Annotated in this window: 17 protein-coding genes; 5 read left to right on the top strand and 12 right to left on the bottom strand. The window is 40.9% G+C overall.

Going from position 1 to position 19,937, the window contains the following annotated elements; translation table 11 throughout:
* Positions 1–27: 27 nt before the first annotated feature.
* Entirely contained in the window at positions 28–1,125 is a 1,098-nt protein-coding gene (xylF, locus tag H7992_RS15870; RefSeq protein WP_187045225.1) for a D-xylose ABC transporter substrate-binding protein, read from the bottom strand.
* A gap of 413 nt (positions 1,126–1,538) precedes the next feature.
* Here xylF and H7992_RS15875 point away from each other — a divergent pair, with 413 nt between their 5' ends.
* The gene (locus H7992_RS15875; RefSeq protein WP_187045226.1) at positions 1,539–2,036 is read left to right on the top strand and encodes a hypothetical protein; all 498 of its coding nucleotides are present in this window, start codon (positions 1,539–1,541) and stop codon (positions 2,034–2,036) included.
* A gap of 192 nt (positions 2,037–2,228) precedes the next feature.
* Positions 2,229–3,290: a nicotinate-nucleotide--dimethylbenzimidazole phosphoribosyltransferase gene (gene cobT / locus H7992_RS15880; protein WP_370569890.1), complete on the top strand. Its 1,062-nt coding sequence runs from the start codon at positions 2,229–2,231 to the stop codon at positions 3,288–3,290.
* A 257-nt stretch (positions 3,291–3,547) separates the two neighbouring features.
* Here the strand turns inward: cobT and H7992_RS15885 are convergent, their stop codons facing one another.
* From H7992_RS15885 to H7992_RS15895, 3 genes are all read right to left on the bottom strand, one after another.
* Positions 3,548–4,048, bottom strand: a complete 501-nt coding sequence (locus tag H7992_RS15885; protein WP_255428453.1) for a GNAT family N-acetyltransferase — start codon at positions 4,046–4,048, stop codon at positions 3,548–3,550.
* Positions 4,049–4,141: 93 nt separating this feature from the next.
* A complete protein-coding gene (locus H7992_RS15890) occupies positions 4,142–5,590 on the bottom strand; it encodes a DEAD/DEAH box helicase (protein WP_187045228.1) in 1,449 nt (482 codons plus the stop codon).
* A 136-nt stretch (positions 5,591–5,726) separates the two neighbouring features.
* Positions 5,727–7,202, bottom strand: a complete 1,476-nt coding sequence (locus tag H7992_RS15895) for a protein adenylyltransferase SelO (protein WP_187047923.1) — start codon at positions 7,200–7,202, stop codon at positions 5,727–5,729.
* A gap of 495 nt (positions 7,203–7,697) precedes the next feature.
* On the opposite strand from H7992_RS15895, the gene H7992_RS15900 reads away from it, so the two are divergent.
* Entirely contained in the window at positions 7,698–8,645 is a 948-nt protein-coding gene (locus tag H7992_RS15900; RefSeq protein ID WP_187045229.1) for a nucleoside hydrolase, read from the top strand.
* 12 nt (positions 8,646–8,657) lie between these two features.
* Here H7992_RS15900 and H7992_RS15905 read toward each other — a convergent pair whose 3' ends face one another.
* Genes H7992_RS15905 through H7992_RS15915 form a run of 3 tightly spaced genes read right to left on the bottom strand, consistent with a single transcriptional unit; the run spans position 8,658 to position 12,388 of the window.
* Complete coding sequence (locus H7992_RS15905; protein ID WP_187045230.1) at positions 8,658–9,782, bottom strand: Ger(x)C family spore germination protein; 1,125 nt, start codon at positions 9,780–9,782, stop codon at positions 8,658–8,660.
* Positions 9,779–10,891 carry a GerAB/ArcD/ProY family transporter gene (locus H7992_RS15910; protein ID WP_187045231.1) on the bottom strand — a complete coding sequence of 371 codons (1,113 nt, stop codon included), beginning with the start codon at positions 10,889–10,891 and terminating at the stop codon, positions 9,779–9,781. The genes H7992_RS15905 and H7992_RS15910 overlap by 4 nt, the downstream gene beginning before the upstream one ends.
* The gene (locus H7992_RS15915; RefSeq protein WP_255428454.1) at positions 10,892–12,388 is read right to left on the bottom strand and encodes a spore germination protein; all 1,497 of its coding nucleotides are present in this window, start codon (positions 12,386–12,388) and stop codon (positions 10,892–10,894) included.
* Between the two features lie 149 nt (positions 12,389–12,537).
* Here H7992_RS15915 and H7992_RS15920 point away from each other — a divergent pair, with 149 nt between their 5' ends.
* Positions 12,538–12,720: a hypothetical protein gene (locus H7992_RS15920; RefSeq protein ID WP_187045232.1), complete on the top strand. Its 183-nt coding sequence runs from the start codon at positions 12,538–12,540 to the stop codon at positions 12,718–12,720.
* A gap of 274 nt (positions 12,721–12,994) precedes the next feature.
* Entirely contained in the window at positions 12,995–13,615 is a 621-nt protein-coding gene (locus H7992_RS15925) for a hypothetical protein (protein ID WP_187045233.1), read from the top strand.
* A 236-nt stretch (positions 13,616–13,851) separates the two neighbouring features.
* Here the strand turns inward: H7992_RS15925 and H7992_RS15930 are convergent, their stop codons facing one another.
* The 5 genes from H7992_RS15930 to hydA all read right to left on the bottom strand — a co-directional run bounded on the left by H7992_RS15930 (position 13,852) and on the right by hydA (position 19,892).
* On the bottom strand, positions 13,852–14,055 hold the full coding sequence (locus tag H7992_RS15930; protein WP_067210720.1) for a hypothetical protein: 204 nt from the start codon (positions 14,053–14,055) through the stop codon (positions 13,852–13,854).
* An 18-nt stretch (positions 14,056–14,073) separates the two neighbouring features.
* Positions 14,074–15,531 (bottom strand): NCS1 family transporter, encoded by a 1,458-nt coding sequence (locus H7992_RS15935; RefSeq protein WP_067210723.1) that lies wholly within the window; start codon positions 15,529–15,531, stop codon positions 14,074–14,076.
* Positions 15,532–15,841: 310 nt separating this feature from the next.
* On the bottom strand, positions 15,842–17,104 hold the full coding sequence (gene preA, locus H7992_RS15940; RefSeq protein ID WP_187045234.1) for an NAD-dependent dihydropyrimidine dehydrogenase subunit PreA: 1,263 nt from the start codon (positions 17,102–17,104) through the stop codon (positions 15,842–15,844).
* A 12-nt stretch (positions 17,105–17,116) separates the two neighbouring features.
* Positions 17,117–18,460, bottom strand: a complete 1,344-nt coding sequence (locus H7992_RS15945) for an NAD(P)-dependent oxidoreductase (RefSeq protein WP_255428455.1) — start codon at positions 18,458–18,460, stop codon at positions 17,117–17,119.
* Positions 18,461–18,488: 28 nt separating this feature from the next.
* Positions 18,489–19,892 carry a dihydropyrimidinase gene (hydA, locus tag H7992_RS15950; protein ID WP_067210730.1) on the bottom strand — a complete coding sequence of 468 codons (1,404 nt, stop codon included), beginning with the start codon at positions 19,890–19,892 and terminating at the stop codon, positions 18,489–18,491.
* Between the last annotated feature and the right edge of the window lie 45 nt (positions 19,893–19,937).

Below are 19,937 nucleotides of genomic sequence, written 5' to 3' on the forward strand. Positions count from 1 at the left end.
CACTCCCCCACTTTCAATAAAGTTAACTTATGGTCGTGCTGGACGCTCGCTCTCTGGAACGTTTTTATAAACTTCGTCATACGTATGGAAACCATCCTTGATCACTGTATCAATGATATTTTCCTTACCCACTTTAATTGGATCAAGCTTAATAAAGGGCACATCAATTTTGCCGTTATTTACAGTCGAATCTGATGAGATTTTTTCTCCTTTTGCCAGTTGCACTGCCACTTCTGCAGATTTAATCGCAATCGCTTTAATAGGTTTATAAACTGTCATTGTTTGAATTCCTTCTGCAATACGTTGTACGCCAGCTAGATCGGCATCTTGCCCTGAGATAACTACTTTTCCAGCCAATTCTTGAGCATCCAGCGCCTGAATTGCTCCACCGGCTGTATTATCATTAGAAGCAACAATTGCATCAATATCATTTTTGTTCGCTGTTAAAGCATTTTCCATTATTTTTAGTGCCTCACTTGCATCCCAGCCCTTGGCCCATTGATCGCCGATAATTTGAATGTCACCACTATCAACAAGTGGTTGAATAATATTCATTTGTCCTTCTCTGAACATTTTGGCATTATTATCTGTTGGAGATCCGCCCATTAGGAAGTAATTCCCCTTAGAAACTTTTTCCACCAGGTATTCAGCCTGCATTTCACCTACTCGTACGTTATCAAAAGAAACATAGGCATCGACATCTGACCCATTCACTAGACGATCATAGGCTAATACAGGAATCCCTTCACTTTTGGCTTTGTCAACAACGGGTGATAAAGCATCCGAGTTAATCGCGATGATGACTAATACATCAATTTCTTGTGATAACATATTTTGAATTTGTGACAATTGTTTTTCCTCATCACCATTTGCAGATTGAACGATTACTTCTGCACCAAGTTCTTCGGCTTTCTCAACGAAGAAATCACGGTCATGTTGCCAACGTTCTAACGTCAAATCGGATACTGAAAGACCAATTTTGAGTTTTGAATCGGACTTTTCCGTTTTGCCAGGCTTACTACTACTCTCATTTCCACTACCTGCATCTTGACCACAAGCCGCCAATAAAAGCAGCACCAATAAAATAGAAAAGACATAATGTAACCCCTTACATTTACCAACCATAAACAAATCCCCCTTTTTCTAAATTGTCTAATAATAGACTGTATTGAAATACTACCACCACGAACTTAGTTTGTCTATTAGGTAAACTAAGATTATTGTATAACTCACTACAAATACCTTTTCTGCTATCCCCACTCATTGGATTGCATGAGGTTCTTCTTATTTGATGATTTGTAAGTTAAGCAAAAGGTATAATACATTTTTAATATCGTGAGAGCCATATATGTATATTCCGGATTGAATTACGAGCAAAAACAACCTCCCCATGGCCTGCTTCTATTGTTAATGAGTGCTCCAATTTTGATGAAAGTCATTATTCCCGGAAAATAAATTTCTGGAAATCGGGACAACTTGTAACACTTTCCAACAATTTTAATATATTAGTAATAGCTTATATAAAAGGAGGTGATAAAATGCGTGATTATAGAAACGAAGACAAATGTAAGTATTACCATGAATACGGATGTGAAGACAAGCGAAAAGATAAATGCAAATGTGACGACAAACGTAAAGATAAATGCAAATGTGAAGATAAACATAAAGATGATCATAGGTTAAAACCTATGGTATTATCAACAGGTGTATTGAATACGGTTGTTGGCCAAACTGCAGCTCATATTGAAGTAGCTAACCTTGATCCAACTAGAACCTTTCAAGTAAGGGTACAAGTTATCAATTGGAATAGTGGTGGTCCAGAAGTCCTACTCAATCAATTAGTGACTCTTTTACCGAATCAACACATCAACTTAAGTCAATTCGTTGAACCATTCCACTATGAAGTTAGAATCTTTCATCCTGGAAGTCCGAATGTTATTGCGAATACTTTTGCAATAAATGCAGGGACTTTCACTCTTCCTGGTTTAACCTTCAACCAAAAAGACCTTATGAAGTTAGATGTATCTTTCATTTAATTTCAAATTCCCCCAATAAATAACCCAGAAGCACCTCATGCTTTTGGGTTATTTTTCTATTACCTGTACATCTAAACATTCACAAGTGTTTCTTACACAGCATACTTCAAACTAGTATAATGGTTTACAAGACTGTTTTCACACGGTCCTATAGCCCCCTTACTAAAATCGAAAAGAGAGTTGGGACAAACAATGATGAATATAGACATACCTTTGTTGAATAAAGCAGCGGGAGAAAAAGCAACTTCTTACATAGCAACATTAACAAAACCTTTAGGTAGTTTGGGCAGGTTGGAAGAAATCGCAATTAGTCTGGCAGAAATGACAGGTAATTTGACTCTAGAGATTACACCACCAGGCATCATCGTATTTGCTGCCGATCATGGCATTGTAAAAGAAGGTGTTTCCGCTTATCCACAGGAAGTGACGCTCCAAATGGTAGCAAATATTGTAAATGGCGGAGCCGCTATCAATGTATTTGGTAGACAAATCGGTGCAAAATTCAAAGTCGTCGACGTAGGTGTAGCGGGAGATGTAACAGAGGTGCAAGTTATTCATAAGAAAATTCGTCAGGGCACTGGAAGCTTCCTCACCGAATTAGCAATGACACGAGAAGAAGCAGAAAAAGCGGTACTCATCGGTTATGAAGAAGGGATTCAGATTATAGAAAGTGGGATCAAATGTCTGATTATCGGTGAAGTCGGTATCGGCAACACGACAGCAAGTAGCGCTGTTCTAGCATCGATTACTGGTGCAGACCCCGCTGCAATTGTCGGATTTGGGACTGGTATTTCCACTGAACAGCATAATCGGAAAGTTGCGGTTGTTCGTGATGCAATCAGCTTACATCAGCCGAAACCGACGGATGCCATTGATATCCTGTCGAAAGTGGGCGGACTTGAAATGGCGGCAATGGCTGGTGCAATGCTCGCCGCTGCAGAAAAGCGGGTACCTATCCTTGTCGATGGTTTTATCTGTACGGTTTCCGCTTGTCTAGCTAAATTGATGGCTCCTACTGTAGTAGATTATATGATTTTATCGCATCAATCAGTAGAACCTGGACATACAACGGCAGTCAAACATTTGCAAAAAGAGCCGTTACTCCAACTAAATATGCGTCTCGGCGAAGGGACCGGTGCAGCCGTCGCTTTCCCGATTCTACAATCCGCAGTCAATATGATCAATGAGATGGCTACATTCGAAAATTCCGGTGTATCGGGCAAAGACGAGACAGAAGTGATAATGAATTCATAACAACGCAATATTCATAGAACAATTTTAAAACCTGACGCATAAGTGAATGGTGGTCAAAAAAATAGCAAAAACGCCAAGTTCACTCCGAACTTGGCGTTTTCATTAAATATATCTAGACATTCCCACAGTTACTCCCAACAAGCCAAGAACTGAAGAAGACCATCTCCTATAATTTTCGGATGCATATATATGCACTGATCAATCATGATCGTTTATACTTTCAAGTTCATTTGAAAAATATGACAGCATCCATGCAATTAACTTTCTATCCAAAAACGTCTAACCACCGTTCCATCTTCTTCAATAAAGCTCTTGTCTTCAATGCCGCCATTCTTCTCTATCGTTTTTGCTGATCCAATATTGTCTTCATTACAAGTTACCAGTACCCGATCGATTCCGAGTTCACCGCATTTCTTCAATGCCTCTGCAAGAATCCATGTCGCATAGCCTTTCCTTCTTTCCGCAGGTCTCACACCATACCCGATATGCCCGCCGACATTGTGTAAGTAATCTGTCAGATCGTGCCTGATGTCGACCATCGCTAATATCCGGTCATTATAACCCACCAAAAAATAATTCGTACTAGGCACCCATTTTCCGTCTCCGCTTTCTCGGATTTGCAGTGCTTCTAAATACGTTTCATAGTCCTCGTGACCAGCTACATTAAAACTGCTGGGCGTTATCCGGGATTCATCCCACTCTTTCATGTAATTTTCATGCTCGTTTTTCCATTCAATGGATGGTCTCACTAATCGCATAGCCATTTCCCCATTCCCTGTTTTTATAAGTTACCTGTTAAAGACTCAAAAACAAACAATTCATTCGCCGACTTAAATTTGCGGATTGCAGCTTCAAATGCTTTTAGCCTGGCTAACTTTTAATTTCTTTCCTTTGATTGTCGTTTCTTTCATTGCCTGCATAACTAATGAACCTTTGTCATTCAGAATATCAACATAAGTCAACTCATCCTGAATGGTAATAATACCGATATCATCTGCTGTTACTCCAGGAATCTTCGCAATCGTGCCAACAAAATCTACGGCTCGAAGCTTCTTCTTTTTTCCACCATTGAAATGGAGTTTCATGACATCCTTGTTTGGTTGCACATGTATAGTATTTTTGGTTTTCTGACGACCACTGACTTTTTCATCGAAAGCATTTTTTCCAACAGCTACTTTCTGCTGCGTCGGCGCTTCCAAAACAGGTATCTCAAAGCCAATGTATGCTTCAATTGCTTTAATGAGTTTGCTGTCATTTGGAGTTGCAAACGTAATTGCTTTTCCTTTATTACCAGCACGACCGGTTCTGCCAGTTCGATGAACATAGCTCTCTTTTTCCACGGGAACGTCAAAGTTGATGACAAGTGTTATTTTAGCTACATCAATTCCCCTTGCAGCTACATCGGTCGCCACAAGATAACGAAAATTCCCCATTTTGAAGCCTTCCATAACCGCAAATCGGTCCTCCTGTACAATTCCACCATGAATCTTTTCACAAGAATAGTTAGACCTTTCCAATTCCGCAAAAACTGTGTCAACTTGCCCCTTAGTTCTGCAGAAGATAATACAGCTATCTGGGTTTTCAACAACAGTAATGTTTTTCAGCAATGCCATTTTCCCTGCTTCTTTCACTTCAATTACGCTATGTTCAATTGTACTCGTCGTGACTCCCGTAGAAGCGATTTGAATAGATATAGGTTTTTTCATATAGGTATGGCAAAGATTCTCAACCTTTTTAGGCAACGTAGCGGAAAATACCATCGTTACTCTAGTAAGCGGAAGTTTTTGTATGATAGCTTCTACTTGGGCAACAAAACCCATAGTCAACATTTCATCAGCTTCATCTATAATCAAGTATTTTATTTCATCTACACAAAACGTTCCTCTCTCAATATGGTCCATCACACGCCCAGGAGTACCGACGACTATATGTGTTTTTTGTTCCAACTCTTCCTCTTGTTTATTAAAGGATTCTTTGCCGTAAACCGCTAGGGCTTTAATTCTTTTAAAACGCCCAATAGCTGTTACATCCTCTTGAACTTGAACAGCAAGCTCTCGAGTCGGCGTAAGAATTAATGCCTGTGGATTTTCCTTCTCCCAATCAATCATTTCGCAAAGAGGGATACCAAAAGATGCCGTCTTGCCACTGCCTGTTTGAGATTTCACGATGAGATCCTGATTTTCCAGTGCTCTCGGTATGACTTCACTTTGAACCTCCGTCGGCCTTTCAAATTTCAACAAGGCAAGTGCTCTTGTTATTTCATCGCTTAAATTATAATCCTCAAAACTTCTTTCATTCATATAAGTAACCTCATTTATTATTATTTGACCCCGTTTTTTTCTGATCAAGTGTAGTCATCCCTAAAATAAAATAATGCTACCCAATACATAAGGTAGCATTATTTTGTACTGCTAGCAAACCATGAAAAGCCAATTATTAAGTCCCACAAAATGTTTGGTAAGGCCTTGTTGATTGCGCGGGAAGTGTGGAATAATCATCCTTCCCAGGAGTGTACGCATACGGATTTGATAGAACTTCTAATAGCCTTTCCATCACACTGTAATCACCTTGATTCACCGCGGCTTCTAGCGCAGCTTCTACCCGATGGTTCCGTGGGATTAGTACAGGATTACTATCCCGCATTAACTGCTGTGAGCTGATCTTTGATTCTTGCTGTCTGCCTAGTCTTGACTGCCACAGTGCATACCAGTTGGTAAATTCCGGAGTCCCAAAAAGGACATTATCTTCTAAATTATCATACGTTAACGCGCGAAAAGTATTGGTAAAGTCAGCGCGATGTTTCTGCATTAGTCGAAGAAGGTCTTCAATAAAGGATTCATCCTGTTTCTCTTCATTAAATAGTCCTAGTTTCGCTCTCATTCCCGCGAGCCAATTCGCATGATAGTGCTCAGGGAAATCGGAAATGGCATCTTGCGCCAGTTTGGCACCCTCTGCATAATCTTCATGCAGTAATGGTATTAGGGTTTCAGCAAATCGCGCAAGATTCCACCCGACGATATTCGGCTGATTGCCGTAAGAGTAGCGACCTTGAATGTCAATGGAACTGAAGACCGTTGCTGGGTCATAGGTATCCATGAAGGCACACGGACCATAATCGATGGTCTCCCCACTTATCGTCATGTTATCGGTATTCATTACTCCATGGATAAAACCAACCATTTGCCATTGTGCAACCAAGGCGGCCTGACGCTTGATCACTCCCTGAAGCAACGCAAGATAGCGCCTTTCATCAGTTTCAACTTCAGGAAAATGGCGCTGTAGTGCGTAGTCGGCCAAAACTTGTAGTTCCTCATCCGTTCCCCATTTTGCAGCGTATTGAAAGGTTCCGAAGCGTAGATGACTGACGGCCACACGAGTCATAATGGCACCTGGAAGATCGGTTTCACGGATGATAAATTCACCGGTTGTCACTACTGCTAGACTTCGAGTAGTAGGAATACCAAGCGCATGCATGGCTTCACTGATGATGTATTCGCGTAACATTGGTCCAAGTGCCGCGCGACCATCTCCCCCGCGGGAATAGGGTGTTCGGCCCGAACCCTTAAGCTGAATATCAAACCGTTCACCTAAAGGGTTTATCTGTTCGCCAATTAACATAGCCCGGCCGTCCCCTAACATCGCAAAGTGCCCAAATTGATGGCCCGCATACGCTTGAGCAAGCGGCAAAGCGCCTTCAGGAATTCGATTCCCAGCAAGCACTGCCACTCCATCTTCGCTTTCCAACTCATGGACATCCAATCCCAAGGAAATTGCCAAGGAATCATTGAAAATGATCAACTTCGGTGACTGTACAGGGTTAGGACTGAGGTTTGTAAAAAATGATTTTGGCAGACGGGCATAACTATTATCTAAATTCCAGCCTGATTCTATTAGTTCTTTTCGGTTTGTCATCGTATCTTCTATCTTCCTTTCGTCTGTTTGCCTGATTTTTTTATATAAGACATAAATCACGGTATCCCTATCCATAAGGTAGTCCTTCGTAGTGTCTTCTTCTGTTAATTTAGTATACCCTTTCCACACGTTGGTAACTCCCTTAGTTTTTCGCTAACTATGCAGGGTGCACTAATGTGTTTCCCATAAGTGTCGTATACAATGACCGACAGCGTAACTACACCAACATTCTCAGTTCTTTATCATAGATTTTTGTCGTTTAGATGCGCGTGTATTTCAAGCATCACTCAATATTCACGCCACATTTTAACACGATATTTGAACCATCAGGTCAGTGTGATATACCCGGCCATTTCACCATAATATAGTATAAATGGATTTAACTGAAATCCCGTGTGGATAAGAACTTTCCTGCGACACATACTTTAGTAATACACAAATTGAGCACAGTTTTTTCAGTTCAGTAAATAATTACACTGAAAGAGGGGTATTCTATTGGCAAAAAAAGTTCTTTTATTTGGTGATATTGGAATAGATGACACAGTGGCCCTTATCTACGCCCACTTTAATGACGAGATTGATATCGTCGGAGTGGTAGCCGATTATGGGAATGTATCAAGAGAAGATGCAATGTCAAATATTCGCTATTTGTTTAACCTATTTAATTTCCCCAATAACATTCCAGTCATAAGTGGTGCAGAAATGCCGCTGACTGCCGAACTCCCCACCTACTATCCGGAAATCCATGGCGTACATGGTCTCGGACCCATAGTACCGGATGACTTTGAATTCGTGATAGAAAACTTCCTGGAGATTGTAAATATAATTAAAATGTATAAGGATGAGCTGATTATCGTAAATATTGGCCGCCTGACTTCACTTGCTACATTGTTTATTCTTTATAAAGAATTAATGGGCAACGTGAAGGAATTTTATATTATGGGGGGAGCATTCGGGGTACCTGGAAATGTAACACCTGTCGCGGAAGCAAACTTCCATGCAGATCCTGTAGCGGTGAAAATCGTCCTTTCTTATGCCAATAATGTCACAATAATACCTTTAAACGCAACACAAAAAGCAATTGTCACACCTGAAATGGTCGATTATATAGATCACTTTGGAAAAACCGCAATCTTTAAATCGTTAATGAACTTTTACACCGAATTTTATCAAGAACGGGATCCAACTCTTCAAGGAAGCCCCGTGCATGACGCACTTACACTGATGGCGGTCATACACCCTGAAATGTTCACGTTCAATTCGCGTTCTATCGAAATCGGGCAGCATTTGGAAGGACCTGCAAGGGGGCAAAGTATTGCTGATATACGGCCAGGTGACCAATTTTATGACAACGAAAAAAATCACCGCATTGCATTTGACTTGGACTACGAGACATTTTTCCACAACTTCCTGTCTGTCATGACAGGTAAACAGTCAAAATAAGGTGAGTACTAATCATTCAAAGACTCCACTTCTAAGCAGTGTAAAGTCAACATGGACGTTAACTTTCATTTCCTTGTACAACTCATCCCATTTCTCTTCCGTCAATTCAGAATGACGTACAGAGCTTCTATAATACTCACCAAAGCCATAAACATCCGAGCCAACGTTTTGGCAATAGGCAATTACCCTTGATATCTCACTCGACAGACTCTTACTGATCGCTTTTTCAAGTGTTTCCACTTTTTTAGAATTTCCAACATTAACGTTAGGTTTTATTTCTAATAATCTTGCTTGCACTGTAAGGTGTAGGTCAAATTCAGGAGTTTTTGAATTAACTAACTTCACATCTTTATGCGTTTTTATCGGATCGAATACCAGATTAATTTCATCAGGAGGATCCTTCAGTAAAGATGAAGGTAAATCATCCCCTTTAATTTTCAATTCATATACTCCAGCATGATAATCATCTCGACTTAACTTCACATAAAAGCTATCATCAACTGAAAGTTTACCTATCATTTTGTCCTTTTTAAATAAAGCGATTCCAGAAATTTCTATTAGCTCCTCATCTCTTCTTATAATAGGCATCGCTATGTCCCTGCCCATGAAATAATAATCTTTGGCTACGTCATGCAGAGTGGATGAAACCACTTGCTCACTTTTAATATTTTGCTCTACCAGCTTATAAATATGTTCCCCAATATCCTCTATATCTGGGTATTGGTATTCCAGTAAGGCTTTCGTTTCACCTTCAACAACTGCCATAATAATATCCCCACTCATTGCAGGATTTTTCAACAAATTTTCAATGTAATGACCAATACCTCCTTGGGTAAACTCTTCACCGAATAAGACCCCCCTCAATTGTCCGCTCATTATTTTTTCAGCAGCTCTGCGATTGATTTTTGCACGTGTCCCTTGACTTGTTTCGTTTTCAGCAGTAATAACTGCAACTTTACTTTCTAACTCTGTGCTCACTTGGCGAACAACCGCTGTAGTCTCTACGCCTTCCTCTTTACCTAAGTCATAGCCAATTAAAGTGACTAAACCTACCCTTTCAAGGAGTTTTGTTTCTGCACATCCTACCAAAGCAATGCAAAGAAATAGCAGTAGTAAAAAATAACGAAATTTTTTCATTCTATTTGCTCCTTACGTGATTTAAATTTCCTTTTCGCCACTGCTAAGACATACAAGATGATAGGATAAACAAAAACAATATAAAACGCCACCTGGCCAAAATAATTATTAAACGAATTTATTTGAGGTCGAGTTTTAAGCATTAAACTAACAATGAATATGATGAACGAGAATACCCAGACGAATTTATTCGTACTTACCTTTACTAGTCGTCTGGTTCCGCGAAAAGCAGCCCATAGAAATAGACAAAGATTCGGCAAAATAATCAACATCCAAAAACAAACCGCTATATACTCAAATCGTTCAATGAACGGAAATTTAACAATACTAAACAGAGACAAAGTCGCCCAAATTGTTTTAGTTAATTGTTCTCCGCTGAAATACGTTAGCGTAACCAACATGATGGCAAGGTAAATCAAGGTCGTCATGAGCAAACCAAGATGAATATGTTTTTTTGCATTCTTTTTATCCTTTACAAAGGGATAAATCACATATAATATTTCAAAACCAACAATTGTAAAGGTCATGGACTTTACACCTTTCAGTATTCCGCTCATATCGGCCTCTAAAATAGGAAGAAGACTTCTCAATTCCATATATTTCATTGGATAAGCCAACATGGGAAAAAGCCATATGGAAAGTACAAAACTAAAAAAAGAAACGCCCACAATTACCCGTAGACCGCCCGTAAACGTATAAATTACGATTAGCAGCAATGAAGCTGCTAAAAACCAAGTATTCAAATCCGGAAAAACCCATGTTTGAACGACCTCAATATAGTTTCTCAAAACAGAGAAAAAGGCACCTGAACAATAAAAAATATAAATGATATTTAATAAATTCCCTATCCATTTACCAAATACATCTTGATGAATACCGTATAAATCATTTGAACCGTATATTTCCAACGTTTTAAGCATGAAAATTGCGATAATATGCGTGGCGAGACCTGCGAGTAGTACAGAAATCCATGCATCATGTTTTGCATCCTGGTATATAATTCGTTGAAATCCCTGTATCCCGATTCCTATTTGAGCAGTATGAATGATGAAAAAAAGTAGAAAAGCGTTAATTGTATCAGTGGGACCAATTTGTATGGAATTTTTCACTTATTTCACCTTCTGTTCATTTTTCTCAGGATTTATCGGTTGCGGCTCATATTTATCTTCATCCTCCGGTCTGGTATTTGAAGGTCTCTTAAATGTAAACGGCAACGGCAACCTGACAAGACTATCCCGCCAATCAAGCAAGCGAGGAGGATAAAAAGGCGCTGTATACGGCGAACCTAGGCTTGTTTGACGCAAAAGGTGGATTAGGATAAAACAAAGCCCTAGCATAATGCCGTAAAATCCCCAAAGTCCTGCTAATACAATTAACGGAAATCGAATGATTCTGATGACATTACCCATCATGTAACTTGGTGTTGTGAAGGATGCCAATGCCCCTAAGGCGACAATAATAATTAAAATATTACTCGTAATCCCTGCTTGTACGGCTGCAGTTCCAATGACAATACCGCCAACAATACCAATGGTTTGACCAACCTTCGACGGTAATCTAACTCCAGCTTCTCTAAGTAGCTCAATAATGAGTTCTAAAAGTAGGGCTTCAAATAAAGGTGGGAAAGGAACCAATGCTCTTGATTCACTTAGCGGGACTAAAAGCGATTGCGGAATTACTTCATAATGAAATGTCAATGCTGCTACATATAAAGGGGATAAAAAAACAGATAAGACGACTGCACTAAATCTTAATAACCGGGTAAATGTAGCTATCTGCCATCGTAGATTTTGATCTTCCTGACTTTGGAAGAATTCAAGAAATGAGTGTGGGCAAACGATTGCAAGGGAACTTCCATCCACGATGACGCCCAATTTACCATTCAAAAGTTCAGCACAAAGCTTGTCCGGCCTTTCTGTTAGTAACATTTGTGGAAAAATCGATAATGAGTTGTCATCTATCAGTTGCTCAAGAATCGAGCTATCTAATACCGAATCAACATTAAGGTCGGCAATCCTTTGTCTTAGCGTGTTCACCATTTCATCGGAAGCAACGCCTTTAATGTATAACATCGCAATCGTTGTCTTCGATTGTTTTCCAATTTCTAATCCTTCATTGCAAAGGTTTGGATTTTTAATATACCTTCGAATCAAGGAAACATTTGTTGACAGACTTTCAGTAAACCCAACTTGGGCACCGATTACCTGGGATTCATTTTCCGGTGCTGATAATGCCCGTGATTCATTAGTGGAGATATTAGCCATTACAATTTGCGAGTAGCCTTCGACATGAATAAGTACCGTTCCATCCATCATTGCAATTACTGCTTCTCCTATTTCATTAGCCATTTTCACCTGCGCTATTGTCAGGGTGGATATTATATTTTCTGGTGATTCATTTGTATGCTTCAACAGGTCCTTAAGGATATGATTATTTAACGTCGGGACATCTACTAGGTTCTCTATATATATGAGCGTAAGATTCGGTAATATCGATTTAGTGATTAAATCAGATGAATTGTGAGTAGCATCTTTTATGGACTGAATAAAAATATCACCAGAAGTTGAAATCTGTATTTGTATTTCTTCTGTGTTTTCTTCAGCCACAACTGTTTCCTGTTTTTCTTTTGAAGATCGTTTGGACTTTTTGTTAAACAGTAGACTCACCTCATTTGTATCTTTGTCCCTATAATAGCCTTTTGAGGGAGAATCTATACCCTTCTTATGTCTTCAGTTAACGGGAAGAGATGGGGTTAATGGGGTTAATGGGGTTAATGGGGTTAATGGGGTTAATGGGGTTAATGGGGTTAATGGGGTTAATGGGGTTAATGGGGTTAATGGGGTTAATGAGGCGTACGCACTCTGTCTCCCCATTTTTCAAGGCGTTGTTTTTTCAAAGTATCCTGGAATTGGTCATTCCAATCAACCACAGTTATTAGCAGATTTGGAAATACTTCAGTCAAAAGAGCGTACGAATTCCCGTTCCACTTCCGTATATAAAATTTTCAGTTCATGTTCTCTAGCTATATTCACCAATGAAAATGCTTTTATGTTGAACACTCACTACTAAGTGGTAGTCTAGCAAAAACTACCTAAAACCAACCTCTATACCAATCCCTTCCAGACACTTCGTATTTCAACATAAAGGGTTCAGCTCTTCCCTCTGCGGGTATCACAAGTTGTGAAGCTTGTTTTACAGAAGGGGATATATATATGTTTGGACTCAAAGATTTACTGTCATTGATTACTTCAGCATTTATCATCTTGCCTCTTGTCATTTTTTTGAGGGAGTCTGGTTACTTTATTGTCAGTGGCATTTTCGGTGTTAAGAACCCAAGGTTGACCATTGGATCAGGTCCTCGGATTTTCAAAATCGGATTCTTTGATGTGCGAAAATATTATCATGTGTATAGTTGGTTTTCCTATGACTCGTTGAAAAGAAAAAATAATTTTGCATATATATGTGTTTACTTGGGACCGATTCTTTCCAATCTTGTATTTGCTGTTACTATAAATGCACTTCTAGCCAATGGGATGCTTCACGAGTATAGAACATTTTGGGAGCGATTTATTTTCTATGCGTTCTATTATGTACTTTTTGACGCCATTCCCATGATAACTGTAAACGGTAAGCCGAATAACGGAATGATTATTTATGAAATGCTACGGCATGGTAAACGAACCGACTACAATAACGAGCCTTTTATCCCAGCGACTAGCGACGTAGAAGAGCAATATCAGAAAGAAATGGAAGGTATTCAAGAACTGGACGAGGATAAAAAAAAGGCTAAACAAAGTATTATAAAGGAAATCCAAGACTTAAAGAAGAAATGAATGAATACACTCCTATCCCATCACGTGTATGAAATGTTTAACAAAAGAGGAAGTGAACCAAAACTTATTGGTGAACTTCCTCTTTCTTGGTTGCAACGTCATACATTTTCCACAAAGTTTATACCTTCATATTGGCCCCCCTTTGCTAATGAAGATCATTGTACAACTTTAAAACTCTATTCTAGTAAGTAATAGAATAGAGTTTTAACCGCATCATATTAAATTGACATGCCTTCTTACAACTGCGTTTGTTCTTGGAGCTTTGCCGCGAGATATTTACGCGCGTCGGCGGTCAGAATCTGCAACCGAACTTCTTCCTGCCGTTCAAACTCGACAAACATCCCGCTTAAATTTTCATACACATAATGGACTTTAAAGCCCCTATCTAAATAGTCATCTACTTTTTTCATTTCATCCATGCTTAGTAAATGATCAGACATACACACACCTCGCTTTTCTTATTCTTCACCTTTTGCTTCGATTTCTTGCACGACAATATCGTCCCAATCGTGACCAACTGTAATACCTAAATACTTGGCGTCACTAGGATCGTCAAGTTCGGCTTGCGGGTACTTTTTAAACCACCAATATTTCGCCAAGACATAGTACACGAGTGCCCCCACGAAAAAGCCCACCAATGAAGAATACGTTGGGAACATATTCGCTAAGACACCACCAATCACCCAAGCGATTAGCCCCGCTAAGTTAAAGCCATTCATATACTTATATTGGCCGTCTAACTCGTACAGATCTTTTACGTTCACACGACGTTTACGGATTAAATAATAATCGGCGAATAATATCCCCACAATTGCTGTTAAAATACCACCAATGATTAATAGCGCATTGACTAAGACGCCAAATAAGCTCCACGGCTGTGCTAAAATCCCAATAATTCCCGCAATGATAACCCCAGCCCAGAACGGTACTCTGGGTCCACCAATGTTTGAGAAAATCGTGGCCGCAGGAATCACGTTTGCGGACGTATTTGTCGACCATTGCGCTAACACAATCATCAGCAATAAAATTCCTAACGCAATTCCACTTGCACTTTGCTGCAAGGCATTTATCGGATCAGCAGATGCCACGGCCATATAACATACTGCACCAATGGCTACGATAAATGTGTTGGTAATCGGCATCACGATTAAAGAACCAACTAACTGTGTTTTATTGCGTTTGAACCAATTGCGCTCATTTTTTGGCGCTTTAAAGAAACGTGATAGTGTTGGCATATCAGCTGCTAACGTTGCCCAGAATCCCATGTTCGCCATCATCACGACCATGAAAGCAGTAAAAGCTGCCATCCCAGTCGTTGGTGATTCCACCCATGCCCACACGTCTTTCCCTTGTGCCGTTGCTTTATCGGCAAGCGTATAGTACATCCAGCACGATATTAAAATAATAACCGGCGCCGCAAAATCCGCAAAGCGCTCAATGGATTTAATGCCAAGCGATGTGTTAATTAACTGCAATGCCGCAAAAATAAGGAAACATAAAAACCAATTATTAAAGTCGAATAATAAATTCAAAATCCCATTGATGGCCATTGCACCAAAATAGGTGTTAAGACCGAACCAACAAGCCGCTGTCACCCCACGAACGAGCGATGGTATATGCGTGCCAATTGTACCAAATGGGGCACGCATATAAACCGGGAAGGACAAGCCGTGCTCAATACCAATATCACCGATTAATGTCATAAATACGCCAATTAAAACGGAACCTATCATTGTCGCTAAAATCACCATCGGCAATGGCAAACTTATAATAGCAGATCCGCCAATTGCAAAGGCGGCTAAGACGATGGCCATGCCTACCCAAATCACTGCAAAACCAAATGTCCCGATACTTCTTTTTTGATGTGTAACTGGAAGTAAATCTGGTGATTTTAAATAATCCCCACCATTCGCCATTCATGTCTCTCCCTTATAGTAGATTTCCAGTTAACAATGAAAAGCGGCTGGCGGCTGGAGCCTGGACACAATGAATAGCGGAAGGCGCCTTGATAGACCCGAAGAGCGCTGGATGACCTTAAGATAAAGGCGCTCTTTGCCCCTTTAACTTAGGACTGAAGCGACTCGAGCGGCTAGGCGCTTCAGTCTAGACACTGCTCCAAGTCTAAAAACGTATACTTTCTTACCTGCAAACAATTGACCTCTTTTTATGGCTCTACACCAAAATCTGTACTTGAGAGCATATTCCACTACTGGTGAACTTTACTTTTTAACGAGCAAAACTGCTGATTAGTGATTGACGGTCGTTCCAAGTCATTGGCGCAATAGAGGACATTCTTTCGACCATCGAAATCGCACCGTCTACTGGGCACACAATCGAGCATAAATTACAGCCTACACAATCTTCTTCACGCACCTTTAGCATCGGACGACCACTCTCTGTGTACATGTCAATACATTGATGTGACGTATCTTCACACGCAATATGGCATTTATTGCAATTAATACAGACATCATTATTAATTTCAGCAACAACTTTGTAGTTTAAATCTAAGTCACCCCAGTTAGAATAACGTTGTACCGACTGACCAACAATATCCATCACCGAGGCAATGCCCTTCTCATCCAGATAATTATTAAGACCGTCAATCATATCTTCGACAATACTAAACCCGTGGTGCATCGCTGCAGTACAAACTTGTACGCCTGTTGCACCCATCAGCAGAAATTCCGCAGCATCCTGCCAATTTGAAATCCCACCAATGCCTGAAATTGGTACATTGACGAAAGGATTTCGCGCACATTCTGCGACCATATTTAGTGAAATCGGTTTGACAGCAGGCCCACAATATCCGCCATGTGCCCCCTTCCCTCCAACATGTGGAACCGTATTCCATGAATCTAAATCGACACCCGCTAAGCTGTTAATCGTATTAATCATACTAACGGCATCTGCCCCGCCACGCACTGCCGCTTCCGCCGTCATCGTAATATCCGTAATGTTTGGCGTTAACTTGACGATAACAGGTGTACGTGCAACTTCCTTCGCCCAGTGCGTTTGCTTTTCAACCAATTCAGGGACTTGACCAGAAGCAGCCCCCATTCCTCGTTCTGCCATCCCATGTGGACAACCAAAATTAAGCTCAAGACCATCAACCCCGACAGCTTCTACTTTTTTAACAATCTCATGCCACTTTTCCTGCTGTGGCTCTACCATTAATGAAGCGATAATGGCATGATTAGGAAACCTTTTTTTCGTTTCAAGAATTTCCTGTAAATTAACCTCTAACGGACGATCTGTAATGAGCTCAATATTATTAAAGCCCGCTACTCTCTGTCCGTTAAAGCTGACAGCCGCAAAGCGCGATGAAACATTTAAAATTGGTTCACCCAATGTTTTCCAGACTGCGCCACCCCAGCCCGCTTCAAATGCACGTTGCACTTGATAGCCCGAATTAGTCGGTGGTGCAGATGCTAACCAAAATGGATTCGGTGATTTAATCCCCGCTAAGTCAATTCGTAAGTCCGCCATGCTCCATCCCCCCTATGCGATCTCGCTCGGTTTTCTTAAACGCTCATGAATGATGTAAGCAGCATCTTTACCTTGCTGTGCAGCTGTTACCACCATTGCTTCCCCTTGGCCATTACCAAACACGACATCTCCACAGGCAAACACTTTGTCATTCGATGTTTGCATAGTCGTTTCTTCAATGTCTACTACTCCATTCGTATGTTGTAATCCAAACGCTTCAATGAGTGAGACAAAGCGCGTTTGTCCAATTGCTTTAATGACCGCGTCCACCTCTATAACAAACTCAGACCCTTTGATTACTTCAGGTCGTTGCCTGCCGTCTACACCCGCCTCTCCAAGTTTCATCTTGACGCATTCAAGTCCCACTACTTTCCCTGCCTCATCACCGATAATTTGTTTCGGCGCTGTCAGCCACTTAAATCCAACGCCATCCTGCTTGGCAAATTCATATTCAAACTGATAGGCAGTCATCTCTTTTTCTGTTCTTCTATAGAGAATGTCTACCTGCTCCGCACCTAGTCGCACAGCACAGGTTGCACCATCGATAGCTGTGTTACCAGCACCGATGACCGCAACACGTTTACCGATTAAGTCTTCTGTCAGTGCACCCATTTTCGTGTGCTTTACAAACTCAATGGCATCATGAACGCCAGCTAGTTCCTCACCTTTAATGCCAAGATTAGGCACGGCCCCCATACCAACCGCTAAAATAACACTGTCATATTGCGCTAAAATTTCTGCAGCAGAAATATCCACGCCTACTGTTGTGTTTGTTTTAATGTCAACACCAAGCTTTACAACTTGCGCCACTTCCCAATCCACTACATCATTCGGTAATCGGAATGACACGATGCCGTAGTTGCCCAAGCCACCCGCCTTTGCTTCTGCTTCAAAAATTGTGACACTATAACCAAAGCGACTAAGCTCACGTGCTGCCGATAAACCAGCTGGACCAGCGCCAACGATCGCTACCTTTTGTCCATTTGATTGACCTTTTTTAAATAGCTCGACGTCTGATTCCATCGCCCAATCTGTTGCATAACGTTGCAAGTGCCCTATTTTAATAGGCTTTGTCGAGGAATTTAACACACATGCACCTTCACATAATTCCTCGGTCGGGCATACTCGCGCACAGCTTGCACCAATCGGGTTGGCCTCCATAATCGTCATGGCCGAACCTTTCATATTACTGGAAGCAATTTTCTTGATGAAATTCGGTATTTGAATACTTGTCGGACAAGCTGTAATGCAAGGTGCGTCATAGCAGTACAGACAACGATTAGCCTCTTCTTGTGCTTCATTTTTTGTCATCCTGCTAGTCATTTCCACAAAATTCCGTTCGAGTTGCGAAGTCATTGAAACATTCCTCCTCATGGATTGATGTTTACACGTTGATTGTTTGCGCGGTCGTCGGTTGTAGTGCACGCTTGATATATCGGCCACTGCCTAATGCTCCTACAAATTGTTTGTTTTTAATGACGTATTCTCCACGCACAAGTACACTGATTGGCTCTCCAGTCACTTCCCAGCCCTCATACGGGTTGTAGTCTACATTCATATGATGGGTATTCGCTGAAATTTCACGTTTTACCGTAGGATCAAAAATTACGATATCGGCGTCAGAACCAATAGCAATCGTTCCTTTTTGTGGATATAAGCCGAAAATTTTTGCGGCACTTGTCGAAATCATATCGACAAAGTCATAGATGGAAATTCGCCCTTTCGCCACACCTTCAGAAAATAAAATGCTGAAACGATCTTCGATAAACGGTCCACCATTTGGTATTTTAGAAAAGTCATTTAACCCTAATTGCTTTTTCCCGTTAAAGCTAAATGAACATTGGTCCGAACCAATTGTTTGCAGTTGCTTGGCTTTTAAAGCATTCCACAAATGCTCTTGATGATATTTCGGGCGAAGTGGCGGTGACCAAACATATTTCGCCCCCTCGAAGCCTGGCTGTGCTAACGCTGACTGATCGAGCGTTAAATAAGGTGGACATGTTTCGCCATACACGTCATAGCCCTTTTCACGTGCTGCGATAATTTCATCCAAAGCCTCTTTACACGTCACATGTACAACATACAGCTTGGCACCTGCGATATGCGCTAGTTCAATGGCCCGTTTCGTCGCCTCACCCTCTAATTCCGCGGGACGTGTCAGTGCGTGATAAATTGGCGCCGTCTGACCAGCTTGCTTCGCCTCCTCAACTAATTCATCGATGACTGAGCCATTTTCACAGTGCACCATGACAACAGCGCCAATGTCTTTTGCAATTTTAAAGGCTTTGAACAGCGTACGGTCTGTCGCCTGGAATTCTTTCGCGTAAGCCATGAACACCTTGACAGACGTAATCCCTTCCTGCTCTAGTAACAACGGTAACTCGGCCTCTGTTTCAGGCGTTAAATCACCAATCATTAAATGGAAACCGTAGTCAATGGCTGATTTGCCCTTTGCTTTTACATGCCACTTTGCCACAGCCGTCGCAAGTTTTTCTTCACCCGCAGATAAGCAAAAATCTAAAATGGTCGTCGTCCCACCAAATGCTGCCGCAACTGTTCCCGACTTCCAATCATCGTCTGTCACCGTGTTGTTGAACGGCATATCCAAATGCGTATGCGGATCAATTCCCCCAGGCATCACGTATTTACCCGTAGCATCTACAATTTCCGCTCCATAAGCTGATAAGTTTTTGCCGATTTGCACGATTTTGCCGTTCTCTATTAAAATATCTGCCTCATACATATCTGTTGCTGTCACAATGAGTCCACCTGTAATCACTTTTTTCACACTACCCTCACCCTTCGATTAATTAATGTAAAGTTTGTCAATATC

Source organism: Sporosarcina sp. resist (genome assembly GCF_014302295.1).
Classification (GTDB): Bacteria; Bacillota; Bacilli; order Bacillales_A; family Planococcaceae; genus Sporosarcina; species Sporosarcina psychrophila.